The 25011-nt window shown below is 44.7% G+C and carries 13 protein-coding genes and 1 pseudogene; 7 read left to right on the top strand and 7 right to left on the bottom strand.

The window, feature by feature from the left end:
- Nucleotides 1–76 precede the first annotated feature (76 nt).
- The 5 genes from FHS57_RS05915 (at nt 77) to FHS57_RS05895 (ending at nt 11360) form a co-directional block, all read left to right on the top strand.
- Nucleotides 77–3121 carry a sensor histidine kinase gene (locus FHS57_RS05915; protein ID WP_183971967.1) on the top strand — a complete coding sequence of 1015 codons (3045 nt, stop codon included), beginning with the start codon at nt 77–79 and terminating at the stop codon, nt 3119–3121.
- A complete protein-coding gene (locus FHS57_RS05910; RefSeq protein ID WP_183971966.1) occupies nt 3118–3906 on the top strand; it encodes a LytR/AlgR family response regulator transcription factor in 789 nt (262 codons plus the stop codon). The genes FHS57_RS05915 and FHS57_RS05910 overlap by 4 nt, the downstream gene beginning before the upstream one ends.
- Nucleotides 3907–4003: 97 nt before the next feature.
- Complete coding sequence (locus FHS57_RS05905) at nt 4004–4297, top strand: LytR/AlgR family response regulator transcription factor (RefSeq protein WP_183971965.1); 294 nt, start codon at nt 4004–4006, stop codon at nt 4295–4297.
- 45 nt (nt 4298–4342) lie between these two features.
- Complete coding sequence (locus FHS57_RS05900; RefSeq protein ID WP_183971964.1) at nt 4343–11062, top strand: CARDB domain-containing protein; 6720 nt, start codon at nt 4343–4345, stop codon at nt 11060–11062.
- 91 nt (nt 11063–11153) lie between these two features.
- Nucleotides 11154–11360 carry a hypothetical protein gene (locus FHS57_RS05895; protein ID WP_183971963.1) on the top strand — a complete coding sequence of 69 codons (207 nt, stop codon included), beginning with the start codon at nt 11154–11156 and terminating at the stop codon, nt 11358–11360.
- A 270-nt stretch (nt 11361–11630) separates the two neighbouring features.
- Here the strand turns inward: FHS57_RS05895 and FHS57_RS05890 are convergent.
- Together FHS57_RS05890 and FHS57_RS05885 are read right to left on the bottom strand one after the other, a co-directional pair.
- Nucleotides 11631–11924, bottom strand: a pseudogene (locus tag FHS57_RS05890) (putative toxin-antitoxin system toxin component, PIN family); the annotation flags it as partial.
- A gap of 27 nt (nt 11925–11951) precedes the next feature.
- On the bottom strand, nt 11952–12197 hold the full coding sequence (locus tag FHS57_RS05885; protein WP_183971961.1) for a hypothetical protein: 246 nt from the start codon (nt 12195–12197) through the stop codon (nt 11952–11954).
- 34 nt (nt 12198–12231) lie between these two features.
- Between FHS57_RS05885 and FHS57_RS05880 the strand changes: the two genes are divergently transcribed.
- Nucleotides 12232–13848 (top strand): LamG domain-containing protein, encoded by a 1617-nt coding sequence (locus tag FHS57_RS05880; protein ID WP_183971960.1) that lies wholly within the window; start codon nt 12232–12234, stop codon nt 13846–13848.
- Between the two features lie 28 nt (nt 13849–13876).
- Here the strand turns inward: FHS57_RS05880 and mutS are convergent, their stop codons facing one another.
- The 3 genes from mutS to FHS57_RS05865 form a co-directional block, all read right to left on the bottom strand.
- Entirely contained in the window at nt 13877–16531 is a 2655-nt protein-coding gene (mutS, locus tag FHS57_RS05875) for a DNA mismatch repair protein MutS (protein WP_183971959.1), read from the bottom strand.
- 70 nt (nt 16532–16601) lie between these two features.
- Nucleotides 16602–17102, bottom strand: a complete 501-nt coding sequence (locus tag FHS57_RS05870) for a gliding motility lipoprotein GldH (protein WP_183971958.1) — start codon at nt 17100–17102, stop codon at nt 16602–16604.
- A gap of 12 nt (nt 17103–17114) precedes the next feature.
- Nucleotides 17115–18638 carry a lipopolysaccharide biosynthesis protein gene (locus FHS57_RS05865; RefSeq protein ID WP_183971957.1) on the bottom strand — a complete coding sequence of 508 codons (1524 nt, stop codon included), beginning with the start codon at nt 18636–18638 and terminating at the stop codon, nt 17115–17117.
- A 162-nt stretch (nt 18639–18800) separates the two neighbouring features.
- On the opposite strand from FHS57_RS05865, the gene cysM reads away from it, so the two are divergent.
- Nucleotides 18801–19673: a cysteine synthase CysM gene (gene cysM, locus FHS57_RS05860; RefSeq protein ID WP_183971956.1), complete on the top strand. Its 873-nt coding sequence runs from the start codon at nt 18801–18803 to the stop codon at nt 19671–19673.
- 92 nt (nt 19674–19765) lie between these two features.
- On the opposite strand, the gene FHS57_RS05855 is transcribed toward cysM, so the two are convergent.
- The gene (locus FHS57_RS05855; protein ID WP_183971955.1) at nt 19766–21523 is read right to left on the bottom strand and encodes a RagB/SusD family nutrient uptake outer membrane protein; all 1758 of its coding nucleotides are present in this window, start codon (nt 21521–21523) and stop codon (nt 19766–19768) included.
- A gap of 38 nt (nt 21524–21561) precedes the next feature.
- Nucleotides 21562–24795, bottom strand: coding sequence for a SusC/RagA family TonB-linked outer membrane protein (locus FHS57_RS05850; protein ID WP_183971954.1), 3234 nt, complete (start codon nt 24793–24795; stop codon nt 21562–21564).
- Nucleotides 24796–25011: the final 216 nt, after the last annotated feature.

The raw sequence follows: 25011 nt of genomic DNA, 5'->3' as shown, positions 1-25011 counted from the left end.
TGGAAAACGAGTTCAGGGGAGTTAGGCATGGCTAATGATGAGGCTGCTCTAACCAAGCACTTGGACTTGTTTTTATATGCGCATCGTTTTACTCATTTTCTTTAGTGCTGTTGTATCAATGTGCATTGCGCAGCACTATCCTATTCTCCATTATACCCCCCAAGACGGCCTGTCGCAGCTGCAAGTGATGGCGACTCTTCGCGATAGTAGAGGGTACCTTTGGATTGGGACAAAATACGGTTTGTGTAAATTTGATGGAGAACGTTTTGAGCGATTTGCCCCCAATGGTAAAACGATAGGAAATATCGTTCAAAAATTGGTAGAAACGAAGGATGGTTACCTCTATATAGAATCCAATGCGATGATTTCGCGATTTGATGGCAGAACTTTTGTTGCGCTTAAACAAGACGAGGCTAGCTATTCGAATGTATGTATTGACAACGCAAATCACCTTTTTTGCTTGAATACCGCCACGGGAGAGTTATATACCAACATCAACGATTCGCTGGTTGCTGCCAATTGGCCTTCACTTAAAAACAAAAGGCTATCTCGACTTATCTATGATGCTCCCAAAAAGGCACTAATCGCCAATATTGATTCTTTGGGTTTGGTAGCAATTACTTCCCAGCAGCTTACTCCCATTTACCAATTGCCTCAAAAAGTGAGTATTGTAGATTCGTGGTTGCGTTCTCGCGGAGGGCAAGCAGTGATTCATCGTCAATTCGGTGGACAAAACGAGCAGTTTTTAACCGAATTTGGATCTAATAATTGGCAAGCATTTTTGCAAATAGTTGATAAAAAATGGAAAGTACTACATCCTGTTCCGTTTGACTGGCTATTTACGTTTGAAGGTAAGACGTATTTGCTGGAGGCTAAAAGCCAAAAAGTAACACAGGTGTTTCCCAATGAATTTAATCACAATACTATTACCTATTCTACGTACGGAACTTGGATAGGTACCGAAAAAGGGCTTGTGTTTATTGTCCAAAATGGCATTAAGTATTTCCCAGAAAGTGAGGTGCCTTACGCATGGTCGGTGGTAGAAGATGCCCAAAAAAGAATGTGGTTTTTGAACTTTGCACATCCCATCCAACAATTTGATGGAAACCGACTTGAAAACGTCAAAGGGTATTCAGAAAAAATCATTAGCCAATTAAAAGCAGCGAAAGTGACCAATAGTCCGTCTTCACAAGATGGGTGGTATTATGCGGCATTACGGGATAAATTAGGGCATTTATGGTTGCCAAATAGCAGTGGTGCCGTTTGGTACGATGGAAAAAAGTGGGAGCTACTTTTACGACCCACCCTAACGAATAAGACTTCGATTGCGTTTGGGTTGCTAGAGGATGCCGACCGAAACGTAGTTTTACAAGGGGGGGAAGGAACGGTGCATATTTTTGACAATAGACCTCCCTTTCGTACGAAGACACTCAATGCTAAAAACGGCATGAATATCAAACCATACGTACTCTGCATGGCACTTGAAAAAGCAGGGGTGTATTGGTTTGGAGGGGGAAGAATACTCAGCAGGTACGATAGCGACAAGGAAAAATGGACAGAATACTCATTCGACAATCAAAAATTAGCAGCTCGTGGGATTTTTGATTTGAAATTTGATCGTAAAAAAACGCTTTGGGTCGCTACTTTTACCAAGGGGCTTTGTTATTTGGATAACCGACGCGATACCGTTAGGTGCTTATCTACGCCCGAATTAAAAGAGCCTGTACATGCCATTTATCCAGTCAATGCCGATTATTTACTGATTGGGTCGTTACGAAATTTGTACATCCTGAATTTAAAAAAATGGTATGCTTCTCGAAAAATAGAGCTGCGATGTTTTAATCACCATAACGGTTTTGTTGCAATTGAGCCAGGACAAAATGGGTTTTACCGCGACTCGAAGGGCCAAATCTGGCTCACTGGAGGAGCGGCTTTGTCGGTGATTGACCCCGAAAAAATCAATTTTAAACCAGAACCACTTCGTACCTACATCAGTAAACTGAATGGTCGGCGGTTGCCATTTCTACAGTTCTTATCGGATAGCGTTTTTGCACTGCCGTTTGGCGAAGGAAATGTACGCTTAGAGTTCGAATCGGTAGGGGAGGATAAGCCTTTTGTGTCTCAGTACAGTTACCTCGTTGAAGGACTCATGGACGAGTGGTCGGCTTGGCAAGAAGAGCCCGTCGCAACGCTCGTGCATTTGGCTTCGGGAACATACAAAGTACGAGTAAAGTCGCGTACGGGAGGGACTGGTACGAATAAAAGCCAAGAAGCCACGCTGCGTTTTTCGGTACGGGTATGGCCTTGGGATTCGCCGTATTTTCCGTATTATGCTTCTTTGGCAATGATTGGTTTATTGGCTGTGGGTGGGGTGATTTATCGGAAAAATCAACAACAAGTACGTCGCGAAAAGCGGGCGGCGCGAGAGCAAGCCGAGAAAGCCGCCAAAACGGAGCAACTGGTCAAAGTGCTTGAAGTACAGACCGCTCAAGCCCAAATGCACCCGCATTTTATCTTTAATGTACTCAATACGTTGCAGGGATTGGTTTATAAACAAGAGACTGCCCGCGCCAACGAACACATCGTAAAGTTAGGGGATTTGATGCGAAATTATTTGTCGGCTTCTTTGTCGTTGGATGGAACGCGCGAATCGCTGGAACGAGGAATGATTACCCTTGAGCAAGAGATTAAGTTGTTGCAGATGTACGTCGATTTTGAGCAGTTGCAATACCGCGATCGTTTTGATGTTTTCATTGAAGTTCCATCATCACTCAGCCCTGATTTTTATCGTATTCCTCCGCTATTGATTCAGCCTTTTGTCGAAAACGCCATCAAGCACGGGGTGTTGGGTGAGCTTTCAAGAAAAGGAAATGTATGGATACGGTTTTGGTTGGATGTCGACGAAACGTTGGTCTGCGAAGTCGAAGACGATGGAATTGGTCGCAAAGCGGCCGAGCAAAAAAGACGCAATGCGTACCAGACGCACCGTTCGGAAGGAACAAATTTGGTAAAAAATCGCGTCCAATTACTCAACCAACTTGGTTTTTACATTGAGATACACACCATTGACCGTCCCGAGGGGGGAACACACGTAACAATACGAATGAACGACCGATTATGAAAAAACTAACCACTCTCATTGCCGAAGACAGCCAAGAACAGCTGGAACTCATTCGTCACCTCGTGGAAGACCATTGCCCGCAGGTTGCGGTCGTAGCCGAGGCGTTGACGTTGGAAGACGCCTACATTGCAATCAAGCAGTTTCAGCCCGATTTGGTATTGCTTGACGTAGAGTTTCATGCCCACGAAACCAGCTTCAATTTATTGGACCGCTTAAAACAAGAAAACGAGCTTTCTTTTCAGGTGGTTTTTTTTTCGGGTCATGCCAAAGAGAAAAATTATGCGTATTCGGCCCTGCAGTACGCTGCCTTGCAATGCCTCCAAAAACCGATTGACTACCGTCTTTTGGTAGAGGCGGTGGAAAGGGCTGCGCTTTTTGCCGAGGCCAAAAATGTGGTTCAGCTACGTGCTCAATACGAAGTACTCATGAACCTTGTCAAAACCCGAAATTTTAGCGATACGCCCCTTTTTATCCGTACGTCAAAAGGGAAATGGGAAAATGTGAATCCCGATGACATTCTGTATTTAAAGTCGGCGGCTACCGTTACGATGATTTATCTCAAAGGAGGCAAAGAAATTATTGGAATGGAACTGATAGGCTATTATGAATTTTTGACGGAAAATCCTCACTTTTTTCGGGTTCATCAAAGCCACATTGTGAACCTAAAGCACGTCAATAGCTATGACCCCAAAGAGCGTATGTTGTTTCTCACTAACGGCGAAACACTGGAGGTAGCTCGCCAACCCGACCGAGAATTGCGAAAAAGACTAGGAATGAGGCTATAAAGCGACCGAATTATGCCTAATACTACCAAATTCTGGTTTTGAATTGCTCGTCGTTGGTGGTTGATGTAGTTTAGCTACATACTCAACCGCCAGCCTTATGCGATTTCTTCAATTTGACAAAGACAAACTTGCCGACGTTTTTTTGTTTGAAGCCGAGCGTAATTATACGATGGTGTACTACCACAATGGCCATCGCGACGTATATAGTTTACCGCTCAAGCGCTTTCATGAGTTCTTGCTCAACGAACCCAGTTTTGTACGCATCCACAAGTCGTACTTAGTCAATCGCCGTTACATCAAGGCCATCGCCCGCGACCACATTCAGCTTCACAATGGGCAGTTTTTGCCCGTAGCGCGGCGGAAGAAGTTGATAGGCGAAAGTAAGCATTAAAAAGAACTTTTTGGATACGAAAAATTATAAATGAATTCAAAAATCATGAAAACAATAATATTCTATCTTTTTTTGTTAATGCCGTTTATTGCAATAGGGCAAGCATCGACATACACAATTTCAGGAACATCTTTAACCACTTGTGCTTCGGCAACTTCTACAGGTACAGGAACTCCTTGTGGTTTGAATTACGATGCAGGAAATATAAAATTTGCCAGCGACCCCACTATTTTAAATACAACCCTCACTGTTGTAATTAACAAGTGTTCAGGCGCAAATACCACTGGTAGTGTTTATTTGAAAATGAGTTCTTCCTCTGCTATAAATGATATTGTTTGTGGAACAGAACTCAATTCCGCATCAAACAGAACAATAGGTACAGCAACCAATACAAGCCTTTCTGCCGATTTGTCGTCACAATTTACATCAGGAACAAGGTACTTTACGGTCGTTTTTATTAATTCCTCAAACGTCAGAAGCTATACCAAAACTTTTTCAGTTACAGCCACTCCACCTACTTGTACCCTACCAGCCCCAAGTATTGGCTCGGCCTCAAATATTAGCACCAGTGGTTTTAGAGCAAATTGGAATGCAGTTTCAGGCGCATATTCATATACTGTAAATATGACCACAATTGGTGGAAGTTATCCTGGTACACAAGTAACTGTATCAAACACTAATTATGATTTCTTTGGATTAAGTAGCAATACCCAATACAAATACCAAGTCAGAGCTAATTGTTCAAATGGACTTTCTGGGCCATTTGGAGGCACATTAGATTACCCAACTACACTATCCCTTACCTGTACTGTTCCATCAGGGCTTTCGACATCCAACATTACCGAGACGGGCTATACCGCCACTTGGGCAGCGGTGGCAGGAGCAAGCTCCTACTCTTTGGAATCGGTTCTCAATTCAAACAGTTATACTGGAAATCTAATTACCACCTCTTCTAATTCTTATACTTTTTCTAATATCCCCAACGGGACCTATAAATTTCAGGTGAGAGCTAATTGCTCAAATGGTGTTTCAAGTGTAATGAGTGGGTCATTAACTGGTATTCAACTACCGCCCCCATTAGCAATACCCTCTTTAACTTCGCCTATAAACTCTCAAACTACCTCAAGTACCTCTGTGACTTTACAATGGAGTAAAAACGGAAATTCTACAGGCGTGGACTACCAATTGCGGCTTAGAAACGTAACCGATAACATAGTAGTGTATGATTATACTTCTCTGAATGATGTGAGTTCTACAACAGTCAGCCTACAAAATGGGAAAGAATACTCTTGGGTGATAAGAGCAAGAAAAACGGGAAATAGTGACAAAGAATCTGCGCCTGCTACATTTTTTACTCCTGCGGCTACTTGTTCGCTTACATTGCCAGCGGCCAATACGGGTACTTCCTCAAATTTTAGCAGTACAGGTTTTGCCGCCAGTTGGCCTGCTGTGAGTGGTGCCACGGAATACCAAATCAATGTGACGACATTCAACAATACTACTTATTCTGCCCCTCTTTCATTTACGGGTTCAACCACCACCAATTCAATCAATGTGACAGGGCTTAGTCCAGCCACCCAATACCGCTACCAAATAAGAGCAAAATGCGCGAACGGAGTCTGGACGGTTTGGTCGCCTACACTTGATACTCCTACAACTCCTTCATCCCCACCCGACTTTACGGTGAGTGCCGTTTCTTTAAGTAGCCAATCTGTACAAAGGGGCAATAATGTACAGGTCAATTATACAATCAATAACTTGGGAGGGACAACTTCTGCCAATATTCGTACTCGCTTTTTCCTTTCTACCAATACTACTTATAGCGCTGATGATACTGAACTCAACTTTCCCTCAGATATCACCAATGGTTTAGGGGCGGGTGCAAGTTTACCATCTAATACCCAAGTCAATATCCCAACTTCTGCAACAGCTGGCAGTAAGTATGTTATCGTTTTTGTGGATGGTAATAGCCAAATAACCGAATCTAATGAAAACAATAATACCTCTTTTGCTTTTATTACCATAACCGACCCACTTCCGCCTGATTTACAGGTGTCTAATTTATCACTCAATCCTGCATCTGTGCAGAAAGGAGGCACTTTTACGCTAAACTACACTTTTTCCAACCCTGGAGGAGCAGCAGGCGCGTTCGATGTACGTTTTTACCTAAGTTCTAATTCTTCTTACGATGCCAATGACACTCAGTTAGACATTTTTTCGGTTAGTAGTTATGCAGGTGGGGGCAATACGCAAAATTTAAGTAGGAGTCTAACCATCCCTTCTACCGCTAATGCAGGAGGAAATTATATTCTGGTGGTAGCCGACCTGAATGATCAGATAGCAGAATCGAACGAAAGTAATAACCGCAGTTTTGTTTTTATTACTGTTACAGATGCGCCCTTCGTCAACGTCTCCTCCCCAGCCGCCAATTCAACTTACCAAACAGGTGCAACTTTACCAATAACTTATGCTTTCACAGGTTATACAGGCAATGTCTCGATTGAAATTACAGCAGGTACTAACGGAACCGTAGGGATTCTGCCTGCCATTGCCGATAATGAACCCAACACAGGTAGTAAATCTTGGTTAATACCTACTACGTTTGCACCCGGGCAGTACAGAATAAAAGTCTACAATACAGGCGCAGGAACGGGCGGAAACCCTACCATTGTCAATTATTCGGGAGTTTTCAATATCGGCACAGGTTCAACCTGCCCCACCTGCCCCAATTTTAATTTGACCCTTTCCAGTTTTCCCTTAACGGGCCAGGAAGGACTTTGTGCCGCTCAGTATTTGTGTAATTCAAAAATTATTCAACCCAATCAGCCTAATCCGACAAACCTAATTCTAAGAGAAGATGTTGCCAAAATCGCCCTGCTTTCCGGCTTGACTGATGGTGATATTATAACGGTATCAGGAGGCGGTGGCTCATTCCCCGCTGACTTTTTTCCAACCACTTTCACTGACCTTTTTCAAGGCACAACAGCCCAGTACCATCGTTATGCTAAAATATTAAGCTATTTTCAAGGCACTGATGCAACTACACCAACTACCCCTTTCGACCGCTATAAGCCTTTTCCAAATAACGATGTCGTAAGACCTTATTTCAACCCTACCGACAATATTTCCAGAATAGATCTGCTCAAAGTGTATCTTGAAACTTGGAATATTGATGAAACCTCAAACGGGAATCAACCACTTTATTTCAATGATATTTCAGGGTTAACTCCTGACCAATCAAATTATCTGAAAAAAGCCGTACAGTTAGGGTTGGTGCAGAATGGTACTGCTGCAAATCTAATAGCATTCAGACCCTACGACATCAATGGGGTTTCAGGAACCGCCACTCGTGAAGAAGCCTTCTTGATTCTCTATCGTCTGCGTGCTTTGGCTAATCAAACGAAACCCGATTTTACGTTAAACTCCAACTACTACCAGCCTGCCAATCAGTCTATTGGCAACCTGAGTATTTATAAAGGACTCACCCAAGGTAATTTCTCGCACCATACTTCTACCGATTTTGGCATCAACGACATTGGTTTTTCGCTCAATTTCGCCCATAGCTATCAGTCGTTTATGACCCTACTGCCCGATGAGTGGAAAGTGGTTCAACCCTTAGGCTACGGCTGGACACATCCTTACAATGTGTATATGTTTACCACCGTGCAAATCAACGATGCCTCGGGGGCAGTAGCAGGTAAACCGCTTTTGGTATTGGCATGGGGCGATGGTACGTTTGATGTGTACGACAATACCAACGTGAATAGCCCCACGCCTATCACGATTGGTACCAATTACAATATTCTTACCCGTGTTAACTCCACTTCTTATACTATCAAAACCAAGAGCCAACACGTTTATACGTTCAACCAGCAAGGTTCGGAGGCAGGGCTATACCGTTTAACAAACATCAAAGACCGCTACAATAATACTTTGTCGATAGTGTACAAAGCTGGCACAGTGGTTCCATTTAGTCCAGTTTCGCAGGTGATTGACTACGTACAAGCCCCATCGGGCCGTAGAATCAATTTTACCTACGATACGCAAAACCGAATTACAAACGTCAATTTCCCGGGCAGTAGCACCAATACCCGCAATTTGACCTTTGCTTATACAAACAAAAACCTGACCTCTTTTAAAGATGCCAAAGGCCAAAGCACGGGCAAAACCACTACTTATACCTACGGTACGGGTACAGAAATCTATTTGCTCAAACAAATTGCTTTTCCTCGTGGCAATAAAATTGAGAATGTCTATGACCCCAACAGCCGCTTGCAATGGACACAGGCTCGTGATGCAGATAATAATATCACGGCAAAGACCCAAATAGATGACCCGGGACAGTACGATAATACTGGCTCATTTAAAAGTAAATGGACACAAAATTGCTCTTGCCCTAATTCCCAAAGTGAGGCCAAATACGATAAAAACGGCATTACGACGGAGTTCCAAAACAAGGTAATAAAGGTGCTTAGCCCTGCCAGTGCCAATCACCCCTCTATGCCAAGTGCAGTAACTTACTCTACTTTAAATGGCTCAAACCCGCAAACCTATACCCCCACCTACGACAGCAACGGCAATGTATTGAGTATCAGCCGTCCCGATGGAAAAAGCGAGACCTTTACCTACGATGCCTACCACAACCGCCGTACGCATACCGACGCCAAAAACATTACAACTACCTACAATTGGTCGAGTGATGGAAAGTTCTTGAACAGCATCGTTCGCCCGATTGACAATGGAAGTAATCTGACCCAAAGTTTTAGCTATCAGACCAACGGACTGATGAGTAGCTCGACCAATAACGAAAACATTGTAACCAATTTTGGTTACGATGCCCGTGGTAATATGAACTCCATTCAAATTCCTGTGTTGGGCATTAGTTCTTCGGCGGTGTATGATTTTGCCAGCCGCATGACTTCCAACACCAACGCCCGTGGCAAAACCACGACGTATCTTTTTGATGATAACGATAATTTGACCCGTGAAACCGACCCACTGAGTCGCCAAACCAACTACGGTTACGACGACAACGATAACCTCACGACCATCACCAACGCCAAAAACGAAGTAACCACGCTTGGCTACGATGGCTTTGACCGATTGATAAGCGAAACCTTTGGCGGTAAAACCAAAACCTACGTATATGACAACGGTCAAAACCGCTTGACGGAGTTTAGAAAAGCAGGCTATGCCAACAACAACGCCAAGCGGTTTAGCTATACCTACGATGCCAACAACCGCCTCTACGGCAATGGCTACATTACCGAAATAGGCTACGACCCCCTCAACCGCATGAGTAGCATCAAAGGCGGTACGCAGGCTACGCACCAACTGAGCAATTTTAGCTACGATGCCCTCAACCGCCTCACGGGCTATACCGATGCCTGGAACAATACCGTAGGCTACGGCTACGACGACAACGGCAACGAAACCCGCATAGACTACCCTAACGGCAACAAACTCTATAAAACCTACGACAACCTAAACCGCCTGAAAACGGTTTCTTGGAATACCATTTTAGTAGCTACTTACAACTACGTGGGTAGCCGCCTCGACAACGTGGTGTATGGCAACAACGTAAAAACCCAATACAGCTACGACAACGCAGGCCGCCCCACGGGCATAAGCACCAAAACCAACAATGGCACGGGCGGCACCATTTATGCCGCTACCTTTACCTTGGACAACCTCGGTAACCATACCGAAGAAAACGAAACGCAACCCTTTGCTACCTTACCCGTACCCACCGCAGGCACGACGAGCAGCACCTTTACCAACAACAAAATAAACAACTTAGGCAGTACCAATTTTACCCACGACGACGACGGCAACATTACCGCCAAAGGCAGCAGCACCTACGGCTACGATTTGGAAGACAACCTGATCAGCTACACAGGCAGCGGCCTCACGATGACCGCCCTCTACGATGCCTTTGGTAACCGCCGAAGCGTAACCCGCAACGGCACCGAAACCCGTTACGTGTTGGATATTAACGGTTTGGCTACCGTACTGGCCGAAACCAACGGCAGCAATACCGTGCAGAACTACTATCTACACGGCTTGGGCTTGGTGGCACGGGTAAAAGCCGATGGCACGCTGCACTATTACCACGGCGATTTTAGAGGCAGCACCATAGCCCTCACCAATACCAGCCAAACCATTACACACAAATACCAATACGATGAGTTTGGCAACCTGACCAACAGCCAAGAAGCCGACCCTAACCCATTTAGGTATGTAGGTACCTACGGCATTATGCACGAAAGCCCCGACCTTACCTACATGCGTGCCAGATACTACGACCCCACCACAGGACGCTTTAACTCAGAAGACCCTATTTGGAGTACCAATTTGTATCCGTATGCAGGGAATAATGGGGTGATTAATATTGATATTAATGGACAGTCTATAAACAATATTTCTGAATTAATTAATTGGACTGCTCAATCTTGGTGGAATTCTAAACATGTATCTAAGCAATTAATAGATATGGGAGTAGAAGGATATAAACTTATTCAATCAAACCCAAGAGTTGCATTAGCACTTTTGTACGGAGAATATTATAAGAGACTTGTTGAATTATCGGTTTATGGATTTAATGCGAGATATGCTTCTCACGTACGTTATATTGAACAAACCTTAGTTCCTTTAATTAGGTATACTTCAAGATTAATAGGTTTAAGTGTTACAGTAACTGCTGCAAAATTTGGAATCGCAGCAGGTGCAGCAATAATTATTTTATTTCCAGGCCAAGCAAGATAATTAATCAAGTTCTACGATTGTTGCACCATCGTAGGAGTGTCAAGCGAGTTTCACTCGCAAAAACAAGATTTAAATTAAAGCAAATAAAACAATGGGATTAAGAAAATGTGTCACACAGGAGGCATGGCAAGCCGCCAAAATATGTGGGTATCGAGATGAACATGAACTGAAAAGGGCTTATTGCTATGGCTCGGTTTCTAATGCGGATATATTTATAGATACAGATAAACAGCATGAAATTGTCATTGCTGATAAAGATGGGAGCTATCCGAGTTATAAGGGGTATTATTTGAAATAGTATTCCGTGGCCTGTGTTCCCACAGGACGTTTTCGCCTTTGTTGGTATAGTCTGCCACTAATAACCCGAAAGCACATAAACAGCAAAAACCAATGAAACAAACGCTAACCATAGCCCTTCTATTTTTCGTTTGGCAAGCAGGGTTCTGTCAGGTAAAAAAGCAAGCGGTGTGTAAAGATTCGCTAAAAGTACCATATAGCTACGCATACGATAGTCCTCATTGTAGCATTGGGCAAAAGGTTAATTATCAGCAAGGTATAAAATAGAATTTCATACACTTTGAAGAAAATCAGCAATGGTCAAAATGCGTATTTCATTCACAGGGTTTAGCACCAAAAGGTCAGCATCGCCCGTAATAATACAATGGGCTTTGGCTTCGGTTGCCAAGTTTAGGATAAAATCATCTTTGGGGTCTCGGCACAATCGTAAGTTTATGTTTACGTGTATCAGCTGGGTTTTCAGCCAAATGAGGTCAAAAAGCTGTTTGGTGCGTTCGTATGTCAAATATTTTTGTAAGCGAGGCTTTGATAATGTTTCGGTAAGTTCATCCAATAGTTCGGCAGAAGTAAAAAATTCAAGCTAAGAGTTTTATCATCTTTCATAACGTTCTTTTCTTACGGCTTTAATTTCAGCCAAAATTTCAGCCTCCGTGATAGTGGGTTCGGTAGTTGGCAAGGTATTCAGAAAAGCAGTCATTTTAGCTTTCAATATATCTTGTTCGGTGGTTTCATCAATAGGTAGTACAATTACCTCAAAGCGTTTTTGTTGGTACTCTTTGGGTATATCAATCAATAATTGCCCATTCGATGGAGTCAATATTTGGCGTAGAGCATTCATATTATTTTATTTTTTTGAACAAAGATAACGAAAAATGAAAAGATACATTACAATTCTATTCCTATTCTTAGGCCTCATACAAGCCCAAGGCCAAAAGCGCACCTACGAGTATGACGACCTCAATCGATTGAGCAAAGTATATGTCTATAATGGTGGTACTCTCACACATACTGTTACCTACAATTATGATGAAATGGGCAATCGGTTGAGTAAAGTGGTAAGCAGTTCAACAACTCCTACTCAAACCATCGCTATCAGCAGCCCAACAGGCGGTACATTTACGGCCGGGCAAAGTGTGACGGTAACGTATGCTTCAACAGGTGGTACGGGCAATGTCAGTTTGGAGTTAGTAAGCTGTTCTGGTTCTGTGGCGTTGGCCGTTATTTCAGTTAACGCGGCGGCATCAGGCAGCACTAACTACACCTTGCCCAACAATCTAACCACAGGGCAATACCGCATCAAAGCGTATGTAACGGGCACATCCGCAGAGGCTTATTACGGCACTTGTTTCACCGTCAATGCCATCGCCACCCAAAGCATTGCCATTAATAGCCCTGTAAGCGGTACGTTTACGGCAGGGCAAACTGTGTCAGTCAGTTATGCCTCAACCAATGGCTCTGCTAATGTGAGTTTAGAATTAGTGAATTGCGCGGGTACTACAGCGTTGGCGGTCATTGCGGATAATGTGGCGGCATCAGGCAGTACCAATTATATCTTACCGTCCACCCTAACCGCAGGGAGTTATCGTATAAAAAGCTATCTAACAGGTACATCAGCACAAGCTTTTTATGGTACTTGTTTTACGGTCAATGCCAGCAGTGGCGGAGATTGCCCACCTACCATCTCACACAGTGGCAACATTACGGCCAATATGTATAATGCCAGCCAAACCATCGTAAGTACGGCCAATGTTCCTAATAACACCAAATATTATGCAGGTCAATCTGTCACCCTTTCGCCTGGGTTTTCAGCAGGGCCTAACGAGAATTTTGAGATTAGGGTTCAGGGTTGCAATACTACTACCAATGGGCTGGTGGCCTATTACCCATTTAATGGAACAGCAAATGATGAAAGCGGGAGCGGGAATCATGGTACACAACAAGGTGGCGTAAACTTTACTACTGCTACTGATAGATTTGGAGTGGCTGGCAAAGCAGCAGGGTTTGATGGGGTAGATGATTACATAAATCTTGGTAATAAAATTAGTACTTTTGGAGGTCAGACGCCCTTCTCAATTTCATTATGGGTAAGTAATATTACCAACAAACAAGGGGATTATTTAAGCAGGTATAATCAACTTGTTAAAGGTGAGTTTTTAATTAGCAATGGTGAATCAGGCATTTTTTTTCATAGAGAGGTTTCGCCGTGGCAATTAGTTAGTAATAGAATCTTGGATATTAATAAATGGTATATGATTTCTTGTGTCTATGATGGATTGAAAGCATTTATTTATATTGATGGGCAGAAAGTTGCAGAGGATTTGAGAGGTAGCTCTGATACAGCACTTTTAACTAATGTTTTGATAGGTGCTAAATACAAAACTGATGTAGTTGGAGATTTTATAAATTCTAAACTTGACGAAATACGCCTCTACAATCGTGCGATTACCGATGCCGAGGTGCTACAGATTTATAATGCCGAGAAACCATAAATAGGCTTATACGCTAATAAGAGTTTCCTTACTCCACCAACCGCCGTAACTCATTGAGTTTGAGTAGGGCTTCGATGGGAGAGAGGGTGTTGATGTCGAGGATTTTGAGCTTCGATTTAAGTTCTTCGATTTTAGGGTCTTGGGGTTCAAAAAGCGTCATTTGGTAGTTCACTTTTGGCATTTCTTTCACCGCTTTGGTGGTTTCTTGTTTGCGGTGGCTCTTTTCGAGGCTGTGCAAAATGTCGTTGGCGCGGAGTACCACTTCTTGCGGCATTCCCGCCATTTGGGCCACGTGAATCCCAAAACTGTGCTCGCTGCCACCTTCTTTGAGCTTGCGCAAGAAAATGACTTTATTGCCCATCTCTTTCACGGCCACATTGAAGTTTTTGACCCGAGGAAAATCTTCCGCCAACTGATTCAACTCGTGGTAGTGGGTTGCAAAAAGCGTTTTGGCGCGGTGGCGCGGGTGGTTGTGCAAAAATTCGGCAATGCTCCATGCAATACTTACCCCGTCGTAGGTGCTCGTTCCGCGCCCGATTTCGTCCATAAGTACCAAACTGCGCTCGCTCAAGTTGTTGAGGATACTTGCGGTTTCGGTCATCTCGACCATGAAGGTACTTTCGCCGCGACTGAGGTTGTCGGAAGCGCCTACACGGGTAAAAATCTTATCCACCAACCCAATTTCAGCTTCCTGTGCGGGGACAAAACTGCCCATTTGTGCCATCAACACAATCAAGGCCGTTTGACGCAGCAAAGCGGATTTCCCCGCCATGTTGGGCCCCGTAATGATGATAATTTGTTGGGTGGTGTCGTCCAAGTATAAATCGTTGGGTACGTAGCTTTCACCCAACGGCAACTGCTGCTCAATGACGGGGTGGCGTCCTTCCTTGATTTTGAGCGCTTTGTCGTCGGTGATGACGGGTTTGTAATAGTTGTTTTTCTTGGCAATCACCGCAAACGACGACAGCGCATCCAACACCGAAATAATCCGAGCGTTTTGCTGAACGGCAGTCACGTAATCGTTGGCTGTCATGACCAAATCGTTGAAGATGCGCTGCTCTATGACAAACAGTTTTTCTTCGGCACTCAAAATTTTATCCTCGTATTCTTTGAGCTCAGGCGTGATATAACGCTCGGCGTTGACGAGGGTTTGTTTGCGAATCCAGTCGGACGGAACGCGGTTTTTGTGAGAGTTGGTCACTTCGAGGTAATACCCAAAGACCTTGTTGTACGCAATTTTTAGCGACGTAATTCCCGTACGTTCAATCTCACGGTTTTGAACTTGAATCAAATAATCTTTACCAGAAAAGGCCAGTTCTTGCAAACGGTCTAACTCGGCATCAATACCCGCTTTAATCATACCTCCTTGGTTGGTCAACGTCGGAGGATCGTCGCGGAGCTCGGTTTCAATTTTTTCGAGCAAAAACTCGCAAGCGTTCAACTGGTCGGCGTATTTGCGAAGTGGCCCTAATGCGGAAGGAGCGTTTTCGGTTTCGTTCCAGGCTGCTTGCAACAACTCTTTGACGGGAGCAATGTGGCTCAACGATTTTTTGAGTTGCACCATCTCTCTTGGATTGATGCGTCGAACGGCTACCTTAGAAATAAGACGCTCTAAATCACCAATTTGCTTGAGGTGCTGGGTGAGCGTTTCCAGCATTTCTTCGTGTTTGAGAAAATGCTCAACGGTTTGTAGTCGCTCTTCTATCGGCGCTTTGTCTTTGAGAGGTAACACCAGCCATTTGCGAAGCAAACGCGCGCCCATGGGGGTCACGGTTTGGTCAAGAATCTGAATGAGTGGAACGCCCCCTTCTTGCTGAGGATAGACCAACTCAAGGTTGCGAATCGTGAAGCGATCGAGCCACACGTATTTTTCTTCGTCGAGGCGGGTAAGGCGCGTAATGTGCTGTATTTCGCGGTGCTCAGTGTCGGCTAAGTACCTTAAAATCACTCCTGCGGCTACGATGCCTTCGGTCAGTGCTTCTACGCCGAAGCCTTTCAACGAGGCCGTATTGAAGTGCTTGGTGAGGAGTTCGTAGGCAAAATCGTGGGTGTAAGCCCAGTCCTCAAACGAAAAGGTATGAAACTTGTCGCCAAAGAATTCGGTAAACTCTTGGCGGTGTTTTTTGCAGTACAAAACCTCCGATGGTGCAAAGCTTTGGAGGAGTTTTTCGATGTAATCTTTGGTGCCTTGGGTGGTCAAAAATTCACCCGTTGATACGTCCAAAAAGGCAATGCCGAAGACGTTGTTTTTGCCAAAATGAACCGACGCAAGGTAATTGTTACGCCGAACGTCCAACACGTTGTCGTTGAACGAAACTCCTGGCGTGACCAATTCCGTTACACCTCTTCGGACGATTCCTTTGGCAACGGCGGGGTCTTCAAGCTGGTCGCAAATGGCTACCCGTTCCCCCGCACGAACCAGCTTGGGCAGGTAGTTGTCCAACGAATGGTGAGGGAAACCTGCAAGTTCTTCCTGCGAACCGCCGTTGTTGCGGCGTGTCAAGACAATCCCCAAAATGCGACTAGCGCGCACGGCATCTTCCCCAAACGTCTCGTAAAAGTCGCCTACTCGAAAGAGGAGCATGGCGCCTGGGTATTTCGACTTTATTTGGTTGTACTGACGGTTGAGGGGTGTTTCTTTGACTTTAACGGGTTCGGTTGCGTTTTTTGCAGTGCGGGCCATGCCTAGTTCGTAATTTGTAAGGATTGGCCGCAAAAATAGTCAAAATATCAAGAGGAAAGATGCTTCCTTTTTATTGTTTGACAACCGCAGGCTCCACACTTACGCCCATGCTCATGATGCCAGGCAGGGGGTCTTGGCGCATGTATTGACGCACTTTGAAGGAATACTTTCCTGCTTTTGGGAAACGGTAGTTTTTGAGTGCCACGATTTTATGGTCAAACAAATCGCCTAGCCCGTCGCCCATGGGTTTGCCCGTACGTTCGTCCATCAAAATCAATTCGTTGAGGGCTTCGTTGACAACTTTATTTTTGTCATTTAACAAAAAACGTTTTACGAATAAGTTGTAATACGGGTAACCGATGCTATTTCGTACCAAATAATAGACGTTGTAAGGCTGCGAAATGTCGGTGATTTCGAAGGTAAACGAAGGCTCGTTTTTGACGAACCACATGCCATCGTCGATGTCTTCGTGGTCTTTGAAAACAGCGTTAGAATCGCAAGAAAGGAAGCTAGTAACGGCTAAAAGAAGAACAAATTGAGTGATTTTTCTTGCGTAAGCGGTAAAAAACATGGCAAAATTGGTTTAGCTCAAAAACGGTATTTTTCGACGGATTTTCAAAGGTATTGATTCTCGCTCAACGAGCAAAATGCCCAATCCGTACAGCACACATAACGCTAGATGGTACGGAACAGATACCCAAAAGCTGGAGATTTTTACAAAGGTGGAGAAATAAATCAACAGTCCTGCGCTGAAAATATACCCCAGTGCCGACCCTACATTGTAGGGAACGGAATAGTATTTTTCTCCCAACAAATAACAGACCACACACATGGCAATGCTCGACACCAAAAAGGCGTAAGCGCAGCCAAGGTAGCCCATTTGAGGAATGAGCCATACGTTTAGCACGACGGTCAAAGCAGCGCCAATGAACGTAATAAGCGTGCCAAAGTGGGTTTTATCGGTCAATTTAAACCAAAATGCCAAGTTGTAATAGACACCAAGGAAAAGGTTGGCTAACAATAAAATGGGCACAACCTCCAGTCCCACGCGGTAGGCTTTGGAAAGCATAAAATGCCCTAAAATATCAATGTTTAAACTAACCCCGACCCAAAGCACGACGCACACAATCACAAACCATTTCATGACAAGTGCCAACAGTGCGGGAGCGTTTTTGTCTTCGGCTTTGGAGAAAAAGAAGGGGTCGGCGGCGTACTTGAACGACTGAATCGCCAACGACATAAAGACCGATAATTTATAACAACTGCCGTAAATGCCCAGGGCGTCTTCGGAAGTGAGGTTGGGATAAAAGCCTGCGGGGAGCAGGTGGCGTAAAAACCAGCGGTCGGCCATTTGGTTGACGGTTCCTGCCAAACCCAAAATTAAAATAGGGTAGGCATACACCCACATTTCGCTGAAAACAGGCCCTTTCCACGTAAACTGAAAACCTTTAAACGCCTCGCGAAGTAAAAGCAAAAAACACGCATTGGCAATCAGGTTGGCAATGAAAATATACCCTGGGCCGATTTCGGGACGGTACAAGTACGCGCCAATAGGTTGTAATGAAGTCAGGTAGTTACCCAAAGCAATATCGCGACAAAGTACCAAGAAAAAGACGTTGAGAATGACGTTGATGGCAATGTTGATGATTTTGACCGCCACAAATTTCTTGGCTTTTTTCTCCAACCGAAGTCGAGCAAAGGGAATCGCGACGATGGCATCAATGGCGACAATGAGGGCAAGAAAAACGATGTTGGACGATTCTCCAGGGTAATTGAGCAATCGACTGAGCGTAGGAGCCATGACGATGAGCAAACCCGAAAAAACAAGGCTTACCACCGTTATTGCGGTTTGCGCTTGATTAAAATAGTCTTGGCGGCGTTCGGGGTTGCGGTTGGCAAAACGGAAAAAGGCCGTTTCCATCCCAAACGTAAAAATAACATTGAACAACGCTACCCAGCTGTATAATTCGGTATTGGAAGAAAGCTCACCAGGGCGAAGAAAAACGTGGGTATGAAGAGGAACTAAAAACCAGTAAATTACCCTGCCTAAAATGCTACTCACTCCGTACAGGGCGGTTTCACCAGCTAATTTTTTGAGGACACTCATGTAGTAAATCTGAAAATTATGTAATGGTTTTGAACGAAACCAAAATCAAAGATAAATTACTTTTACGGTGGAGAAAAATGGTAATTGTATTTTTACGAGGAAAAGGGAACTGTTAACTGATAGATTCTGCTTAGTTTTAAAACATTAACCAATATTGATGTCATGCCCACTCTTTTAGATTTTGTAGGAAATACTCCGTTGGTGGAGTTGAAAATGATAAATCCAAACCCCAAAGTAACTCTTTTGGCCAAACTCGAAGGGCATAACCCAGGAGGAAGTGTCAAAGACCGCGCCGCGTATAGTATGATAAAAGGAGCTGTTGAGCGCGGTGAAATCAAACCAGGGATGAAACTCATCGAAGCTACAAGCGGGAATACAGGTATCGCGTTGGCGATGATTGCCCGTTTGTACGACATTGAAATTGAACTCACCATGCCCAAAAATTCTACCCGTGAGCGCGTGCTTACGATGGAGGCGTTTGGGGCAAAAGTGATATTGACAGACACCATCGAGTCGGCTAGAGACTATGCCGATGCCAAAGTGGCCGAAGGTGGGTATTTGATGTTGAATCAGTTTGCTAATCCTGACAACTACCTTGCGCATTATCGAAGTACGGGTCCCGAAATTTGGCGAGATACCGAAGGGAAAGTAACGCATTTTGTGTCGTCCATGGGGACAACGGGCACAATTATGGGCACGTCGCGCTATTTGAAAGAACAAAACCCTGACGTGCAGATTGTTGGCTGCCAACCCACCGATGGGTCGAGCATTCCAGGGATTCGGAAATGGCCGCAGGAATATTTACCAAAGATTTTTGAACCAGCCCGTGTGGATAGGGTGATTGAGGTCTCGCAAGACGATGCCACGCAGCGGGCGCGCGATTTGGCAAAAGTGGAAGGTGTTTTTTCGGGCATGAGTAGCGGAGGAGCAGCTCATGCGGCGATTCAGTTGGCCAATGAACTCGAAGAAGGCGTGATTGTCTTTATCGTGTGCGACCGTGGCGACCGCTATTTATCAAGTGATTTGTTTGGGTAAAAATAAAAAACCTCCCGAAAGTTTAAAAAAAGAAACCTCCCGAAAGTTTTGAACTTTCGGGAGGTTGATTGAAATTTATAGTAGCAAAAAGTCTAGTAGCCTGGGTTTTGTTTTAACGTTGGCTGGCCTCCTTTTTGGCTGTTCAAGATTTCGTCTTGTGGAAGTGGGAAGTACAAGTTTTTAGAAGCAAAAACTTTTCCTGCCATGTACGAACGCTTGTTGAACTTACGGCCAGAAGGTTCAGTTCCTTGTACTGATTCTTCGGCAGCGTATTTGTTCAATACTTTTTCGGCGATGCCCCAGCGTACCAAATCAAAGAAACGGTGGCCTTCCATCGCAAACTCAAGGCGTTGTTCCATCCGAACGGCGTTACGTGCATAGTCAGCGCCTTTGCCTGCAAACGTACCTGTTGGATACGGTTCCACTTTGTAAGTAACCGTCGGGTCTTGTACCGAACCTGTTTTTGCCCGTACACGAATTTGGTTTACGTAACCTTCTGCTGCCGCTAAGTTACCAAGCTCTACTTCACATTCTGCCAACCACAACAATACGTGCGAAAGTTTGATAAGACGATAGTTGTTGTTTACGTTACGGCGGCTAGTTGAGTGAGTCGTGCTGTTTTCTTCGGCCAAGTAGTACATCCATTTTTTACCTGTGAATGGCCCTGCATACGCTTGGTCACGAATCCAAGTAGAACCTGGCATTGGCCCCCAGTCAAGGAAGTTTACGCCACGGCGACCTACTGTCCAGTCCAAGCGAGGGTCAACAGGGATGGTTTTGTCAAGGGTAAAAGCAGTTGCAGCGACGATACCTTGGTCACTTGGTAAATCTACTTTGTTGTACGTATCGAGCGTGCCGTCAGCGGCGGTGCCAATCATTGGCAAACCATTCTCTGTTTTGAACGCGTTTACGAGGTTGTGCGAAGGTTGGTAAAATCCGCAGCAGCCACGGCCTGGAGCAGTTGCCGAATAAGGCCAGTTAAGGTTGTCACCAGCGTTACCGTTATTACCCGTTGTACCGTCGTTTACTGAGAACTGTACTTCAAAGATAGACTCCGAATTGTTGTTAGTAACTGTGCGGTAGTTGTCGTGGTAGTTAGCAACAAGCGATTTGCCTGAGTTTTTCACGACATCTTCTAACAACGTTTTTGCCGCTGCCCATTTCTTTTGGAAAATGTAAGCCTTTGCTAAGTACGATTTGGCAGCCCACTGGGTAGCTCTTCCTTTTTGAGCCTGTGTTACAGGAAGGTTTTTGGCAGCAAAGTCAAAATCAGCTTCGATGTTTGGCCAAATGTCTTTGTCGTTAGGAATCTTTGTGGAGTTTGGATCATCGCGGTTATAGATTTTTTCGTCGATAAACGGCACGTTATTCCACATTTTCTTTGCCTCAAAATGGTAGTGAGCTCTCAAAAAGCGAGCTTCTGCAATGGCCTGCGTTTTTTCAGCATCGGTCATGTCTTTTACATTGGCTACGATTTGGATTACTTCGTTACAACGGGCAACGCCGTCGTACGAGTGCCACCATTTTCCTAAGAAGTAGGTATTGTCTGATAACCAGTTGTATTGTTCGATAAACGACTGCTCAGGTTGGTCTCCTGCATCGGTACCTTTTACGGCGTCATCACTACTGATACCACCGAAAACGTAGTTCGAGATCGTTGATTGACGACCTGTGTTACCCGCACCAACCCCGTCGAGCAATGAATAAGCGCCAATCAAAAGGGCATTGATACCGTTTTTAGTAGATAATTGGTCCAAAGACGCACGTCCTTGGGGTTTGAGGTCAAAGAAGCTCTCAGAACAAGAGAAGCTTAGGCCGACCAAAAGCGTTAGTATGATTACTTTTTTCATTGTTGTTTCAAAAATGTTTTGCTTGTTGTTGACTAAGATTAGAAACCAAAGCGTAAACCTACAAGATATGACTTCGCAACAGGGTACGCACCTTCGTCGATACCCATGTGGATGTCTTGGTTGTCGTTACCTGATCTTCTCAAGTTGATATCTGGGTCAAGACCAGTGTATTTTGTAAGTGTAAAAACGTTCTGGCCTTGGATGTAAACCTGAGCAGAACTCATTCCTAGTTTTTTCAACAAAGTGCTAGGTAAAGTATAAGTCAACTGGATGTTTTTCAAACGCAAGTACGAGCCGTCTTCCAAGAAATACGAAGAAACTTGCTGGCTTGTAGCATCCCCAGAGTTCAAGCGAGGAAGTTTCGCATCGTCCCCTGGTTTTCTCCAAGAGTCGTACAACATTTCTTTTGAACGGTTGCCTTGGAATACGTTGAAGTCTGTCCAGTAACGAACGTAGTTGAACAGTTGGTTGCCTTGAACTCCTTGACCAAACATGGTCAAATCCCAGTTTTTGTAACCTAAATTGATGTTGAGACCATACGTAAATTTAGGGTGAGGGTTGCCCATGATGGTACGGTCAGCGGCAGTGATTACGCCATCACCGTTAATGTCACGGAATTTGAATACCCCTGCTCTGGTGTATGTTCCAAACTTAGGAGCAGCTGCTGCTTCTGCATCGTCTTTGATGATACCATCTACGATATAACCATAGTAACTAGCGATTGGCAAACCAGCTTTCGTTGCCGAAATGGCAGGAAGACGCGTCGTGAAACCAAACACCGTAGCGTTCGGGTCGTCGTTCAATTTCTTCACTTCGTTTTTGTAGTGACCAAAGTTCATGCCCACTTGGTAGCGGAAGTCTCCTTTTTTGTCACGGAAGTTGATACCAAGGTCAATCCCACGGTTTTGTACCGAGCCAATGTTGGTGTATGGGATAGTACCAGAACCTGCCGTACGTGGAATCGCAATCTGGGTAAGCATGTTGCTTGTTAGACGGTTGTACCAGTCCACCACCAATTCCACCTTGTTGTTCAACAACACCGCGTCAATACCGATGTTTGTAGAGGTGTTGGTTTCCCATTTACCTTGAGGGTTACCAAACTGCACAAGGTCAAAACCTCCAACGATGGACGTTCCAGTACCGTTGATGTCGTAGGCGTTGTTGGATGGGTCTGCTGCGTAAAGCGTGTAAGCGTTGTAAACGTTAGGAATTAACTGGTTTCCTGTTTTACCCCAACCTGCCCGTAATTTCAAGTCGTTGATAAACTTCACTTCTTTCATAAAACCAAGCTCGGTCATACGCATACCCACCGAGAATGCAGGGAAGATTGCGTAGCGGTTGGCTGCTGAGAAACGTGAAGAACCGTCGCGACGAAGGGTGAAGTCAGCAAGGATGAAGTCTTTGTATGCGTAGTTGATTTTTCCAAACTGTGAGAACAAGGCACTGAGCGTTGCGCCACCACCTGCGTTGCTCAAACCTGAGGCCGAACCTGCATCAAGGTAGCGGTAATCCAAATCATCGAAAGCAAAAGCACTACGACTGGCTTGGAAACCAAACGCATACGTTTTAACAGCTTCTGTACCTACAAGTACGTTGAAATTGTGGACGCCTATTGTTTTGCTATAGTTCAAGGTGTTAAACCAAGTCAACGAACGGTCGAATTGATTAATCACGTTCAAACTGTTGGCGTTACGTGCTTCGGCAGCTTCAATGTCGCGGTGGAAGTACTCTGAGCGGTTGTATTGGTTATATTCCAAACCAAGGCTTGTGCGTGCTTTCAATCCAGGAAGGATGTCTAACTCTGCAAATACGTTTCCGAATACGTGCGAACCTTTGGTAATGTTGTCTTTTTCACGGTACAAACGTGCCAATGGGTTAGGAGCATTCCCGAGGTTACTACCTCTACTTCCCGCGAAACCATTGTAAGGAGAGGTGTTGGTTCCACCCAATTCGGCAGGGCCGCCAGTGATGTCAAACACAGGGATAATCGGGTGAACACGAATGGCAAACATAATCGGGTTTGACTCGTCGTTGTTCGTAATCCCTTGTCTTTCGTCGTAAGAGAACGTAAAGTTTTCTCCGATGGTAAGTTTTCCTTTGGTAAACTCCGTATTGGCACGGACAGAGTATCTGTCGTACTTGGTATAGCGTAAGATACCGTCTTGTTTGAAGTAGTTGGCCGAAATCGCGTATTTACCTGACTTCATACCACCTGTAGCTCCTATTTGGAAGTTGGCGATAGGGGCAGGGTCAAAAATCACATCCTGCCAGTCAGTCCCTTCTTTGTTGGCTTTCGTAATGTTGAAAGCCGTTTTACCTAAGTTAGGGTCAGCGATGTCGTTGGTATAGGTATAGTTAGAAGGCAGCGCCCCAAATACGTTAGGGTAGATGTAATCTGCAATCGTTTGCTCACCGTTAGGGCCAAATTTGTACTGTGCCGAAGGCGATGCTGCCGAAGGGTTTTTTCCCGCTCCCAACTCAGACTCGTACAAATACTGTCCAAGCTCTTGGGTGTTCAATAGCTTCAGCATTTTGCCTGGGCGTTGCGTACCGCTGTAGAAGTCAAAAGTAATGCTTGGTTCGCCCACTTTGCCTTTTTTGGTCGTGATAATCACAACCCCGTTGGCGGCACGCGCTCCGTAAATAGAAGCCGCTGAAGCATCTTTCAACACCTGCATAGACTCGATGTCGTTGGGGTTCAATTGGTTCAACGTACCTTGCGTAGGCACACCATCAATCACGTAAAGTGGGCTGTTGTTGTTGATTGAACCAAACCCGCGAATACGCACCATGGTACCACCACCAGGTGAGTTATCGTTTCCGACTACTACCCCTGATGCACGACCTTGAAGCATTTGAGTGACGCTGGCCGCAGGGGTTGCCGTAAGTTCTTTGGCACTTACCACAGTTACGGCTCCCGTAATGTCTTTTTTACGCTGAGAAGCGTAGCCCGTTACAACCACTTCCGAAAGCGACTTTACATCGACGGCCAAAGCCACATCAATTGTCGTACGGTTTCCAATCGCAATTTCTTGCGTATTGTATCCAATGTAGGATACCACAAGTGTTGCGCCAGCAGATGGAGGGGTGAGTGTGAAGCGGCCTTCGCCGTCGGTGGTAACACCTGTGTTGGTTCCTTTGATGAGTACACTAACGCCGGGTAGTGGATTCCCATCATTTGAGTCAGTGACGCGGCCAGTGAGGCGGCTTTGTGCCCATGTTGTTAGTACAACAAGCCACAGCAACGCAGCTAGGTAGAGCTGTTTTTTCATGTGTTAAAAAAAAAGTTAGATAGATAGAATGAGCAATAACAAAGAACAGTAAACCATTCTTACCGTAAAACTAGGAAAAATGTCATTTTTACTTTAAAAATTTAAAAAAAATATTTTTCAGAAAAATATGATTTGGTCGAAATTAGTGACCTGTATGTCGATAAATAAGGTGGGGATGGCAGATTTTGGTATAAAAAAATAGCACAAAGGGCCTAA

The organism is Runella defluvii, from assembly GCF_014195535.1.
Taxonomy (GTDB): Bacteria; Bacteroidota; Bacteroidia; order Cytophagales; family Spirosomataceae; genus Runella; species Runella defluvii.
This window is presented reverse-complemented; position numbering and strand designations above follow the sequence as displayed.

Excerpts from the sequence above, each read along its gene's own strand:
- FHS57_RS05915 (WP_183971967.1), top strand. The coding sequence starts at position 77 with ATGCGCATCGTTTTACTCATTTTCTTTAGTGCTGTTGTATCAATGTGC.
- FHS57_RS05910 (WP_183971966.1), top strand. The coding sequence starts at position 3,118 with ATGAAAAAACTAACCACTCTCATTGCCGAAGACAGCCAAGAACAGCTG.
- FHS57_RS05905 (WP_183971965.1), top strand. The coding sequence starts at position 4,004 with ATGCGATTTCTTCAATTTGACAAAGACAAACTTGCCGACGTTTTTTTG.
- FHS57_RS05900 (WP_183971964.1), top strand. The coding sequence starts at position 4,343 with ATGAAAACAATAATATTCTATCTTTTTTTGTTAATGCCGTTTATTGCA.
- FHS57_RS05895 (WP_183971963.1), top strand. The coding sequence starts at position 11,154 with ATGGGATTAAGAAAATGTGTCACACAGGAGGCATGGCAAGCCGCCAAA.
- FHS57_RS05885 (WP_183971961.1), bottom strand. The coding sequence starts at position 12,197 with ATGAATGCTCTACGCCAAATATTGACTCCATCGAATGGGCAATTATTG.
- FHS57_RS05880 (WP_183971960.1), top strand. The coding sequence starts at position 12,232 with ATGAAAAGATACATTACAATTCTATTCCTATTCTTAGGCCTCATACAA.
- mutS (WP_183971959.1), bottom strand. The coding sequence starts at position 16,531 with ATGGCCCGCACTGCAAAAAACGCAACCGAACCCGTTAAAGTCAAAGAA.
- FHS57_RS05870 (WP_183971958.1), bottom strand. The coding sequence starts at position 17,102 with ATGTTTTTTACCGCTTACGCAAGAAAAATCACTCAATTTGTTCTTCTT.
- FHS57_RS05865 (WP_183971957.1), bottom strand. The coding sequence starts at position 18,638 with ATGAGTGTCCTCAAAAAATTAGCTGGTGAAACCGCCCTGTACGGAGTG.
- cysM (WP_183971956.1), top strand. The coding sequence starts at position 18,801 with ATGCCCACTCTTTTAGATTTTGTAGGAAATACTCCGTTGGTGGAGTTG.
- FHS57_RS05855 (WP_183971955.1), bottom strand. The coding sequence starts at position 21,523 with ATGAAAAAAGTAATCATACTAACGCTTTTGGTCGGCCTAAGCTTCTCT.
- FHS57_RS05850 (WP_183971954.1), bottom strand. The coding sequence starts at position 24,795 with ATGAAAAAACAGCTCTACCTAGCTGCGTTGCTGTGGCTTGTTGTACTA.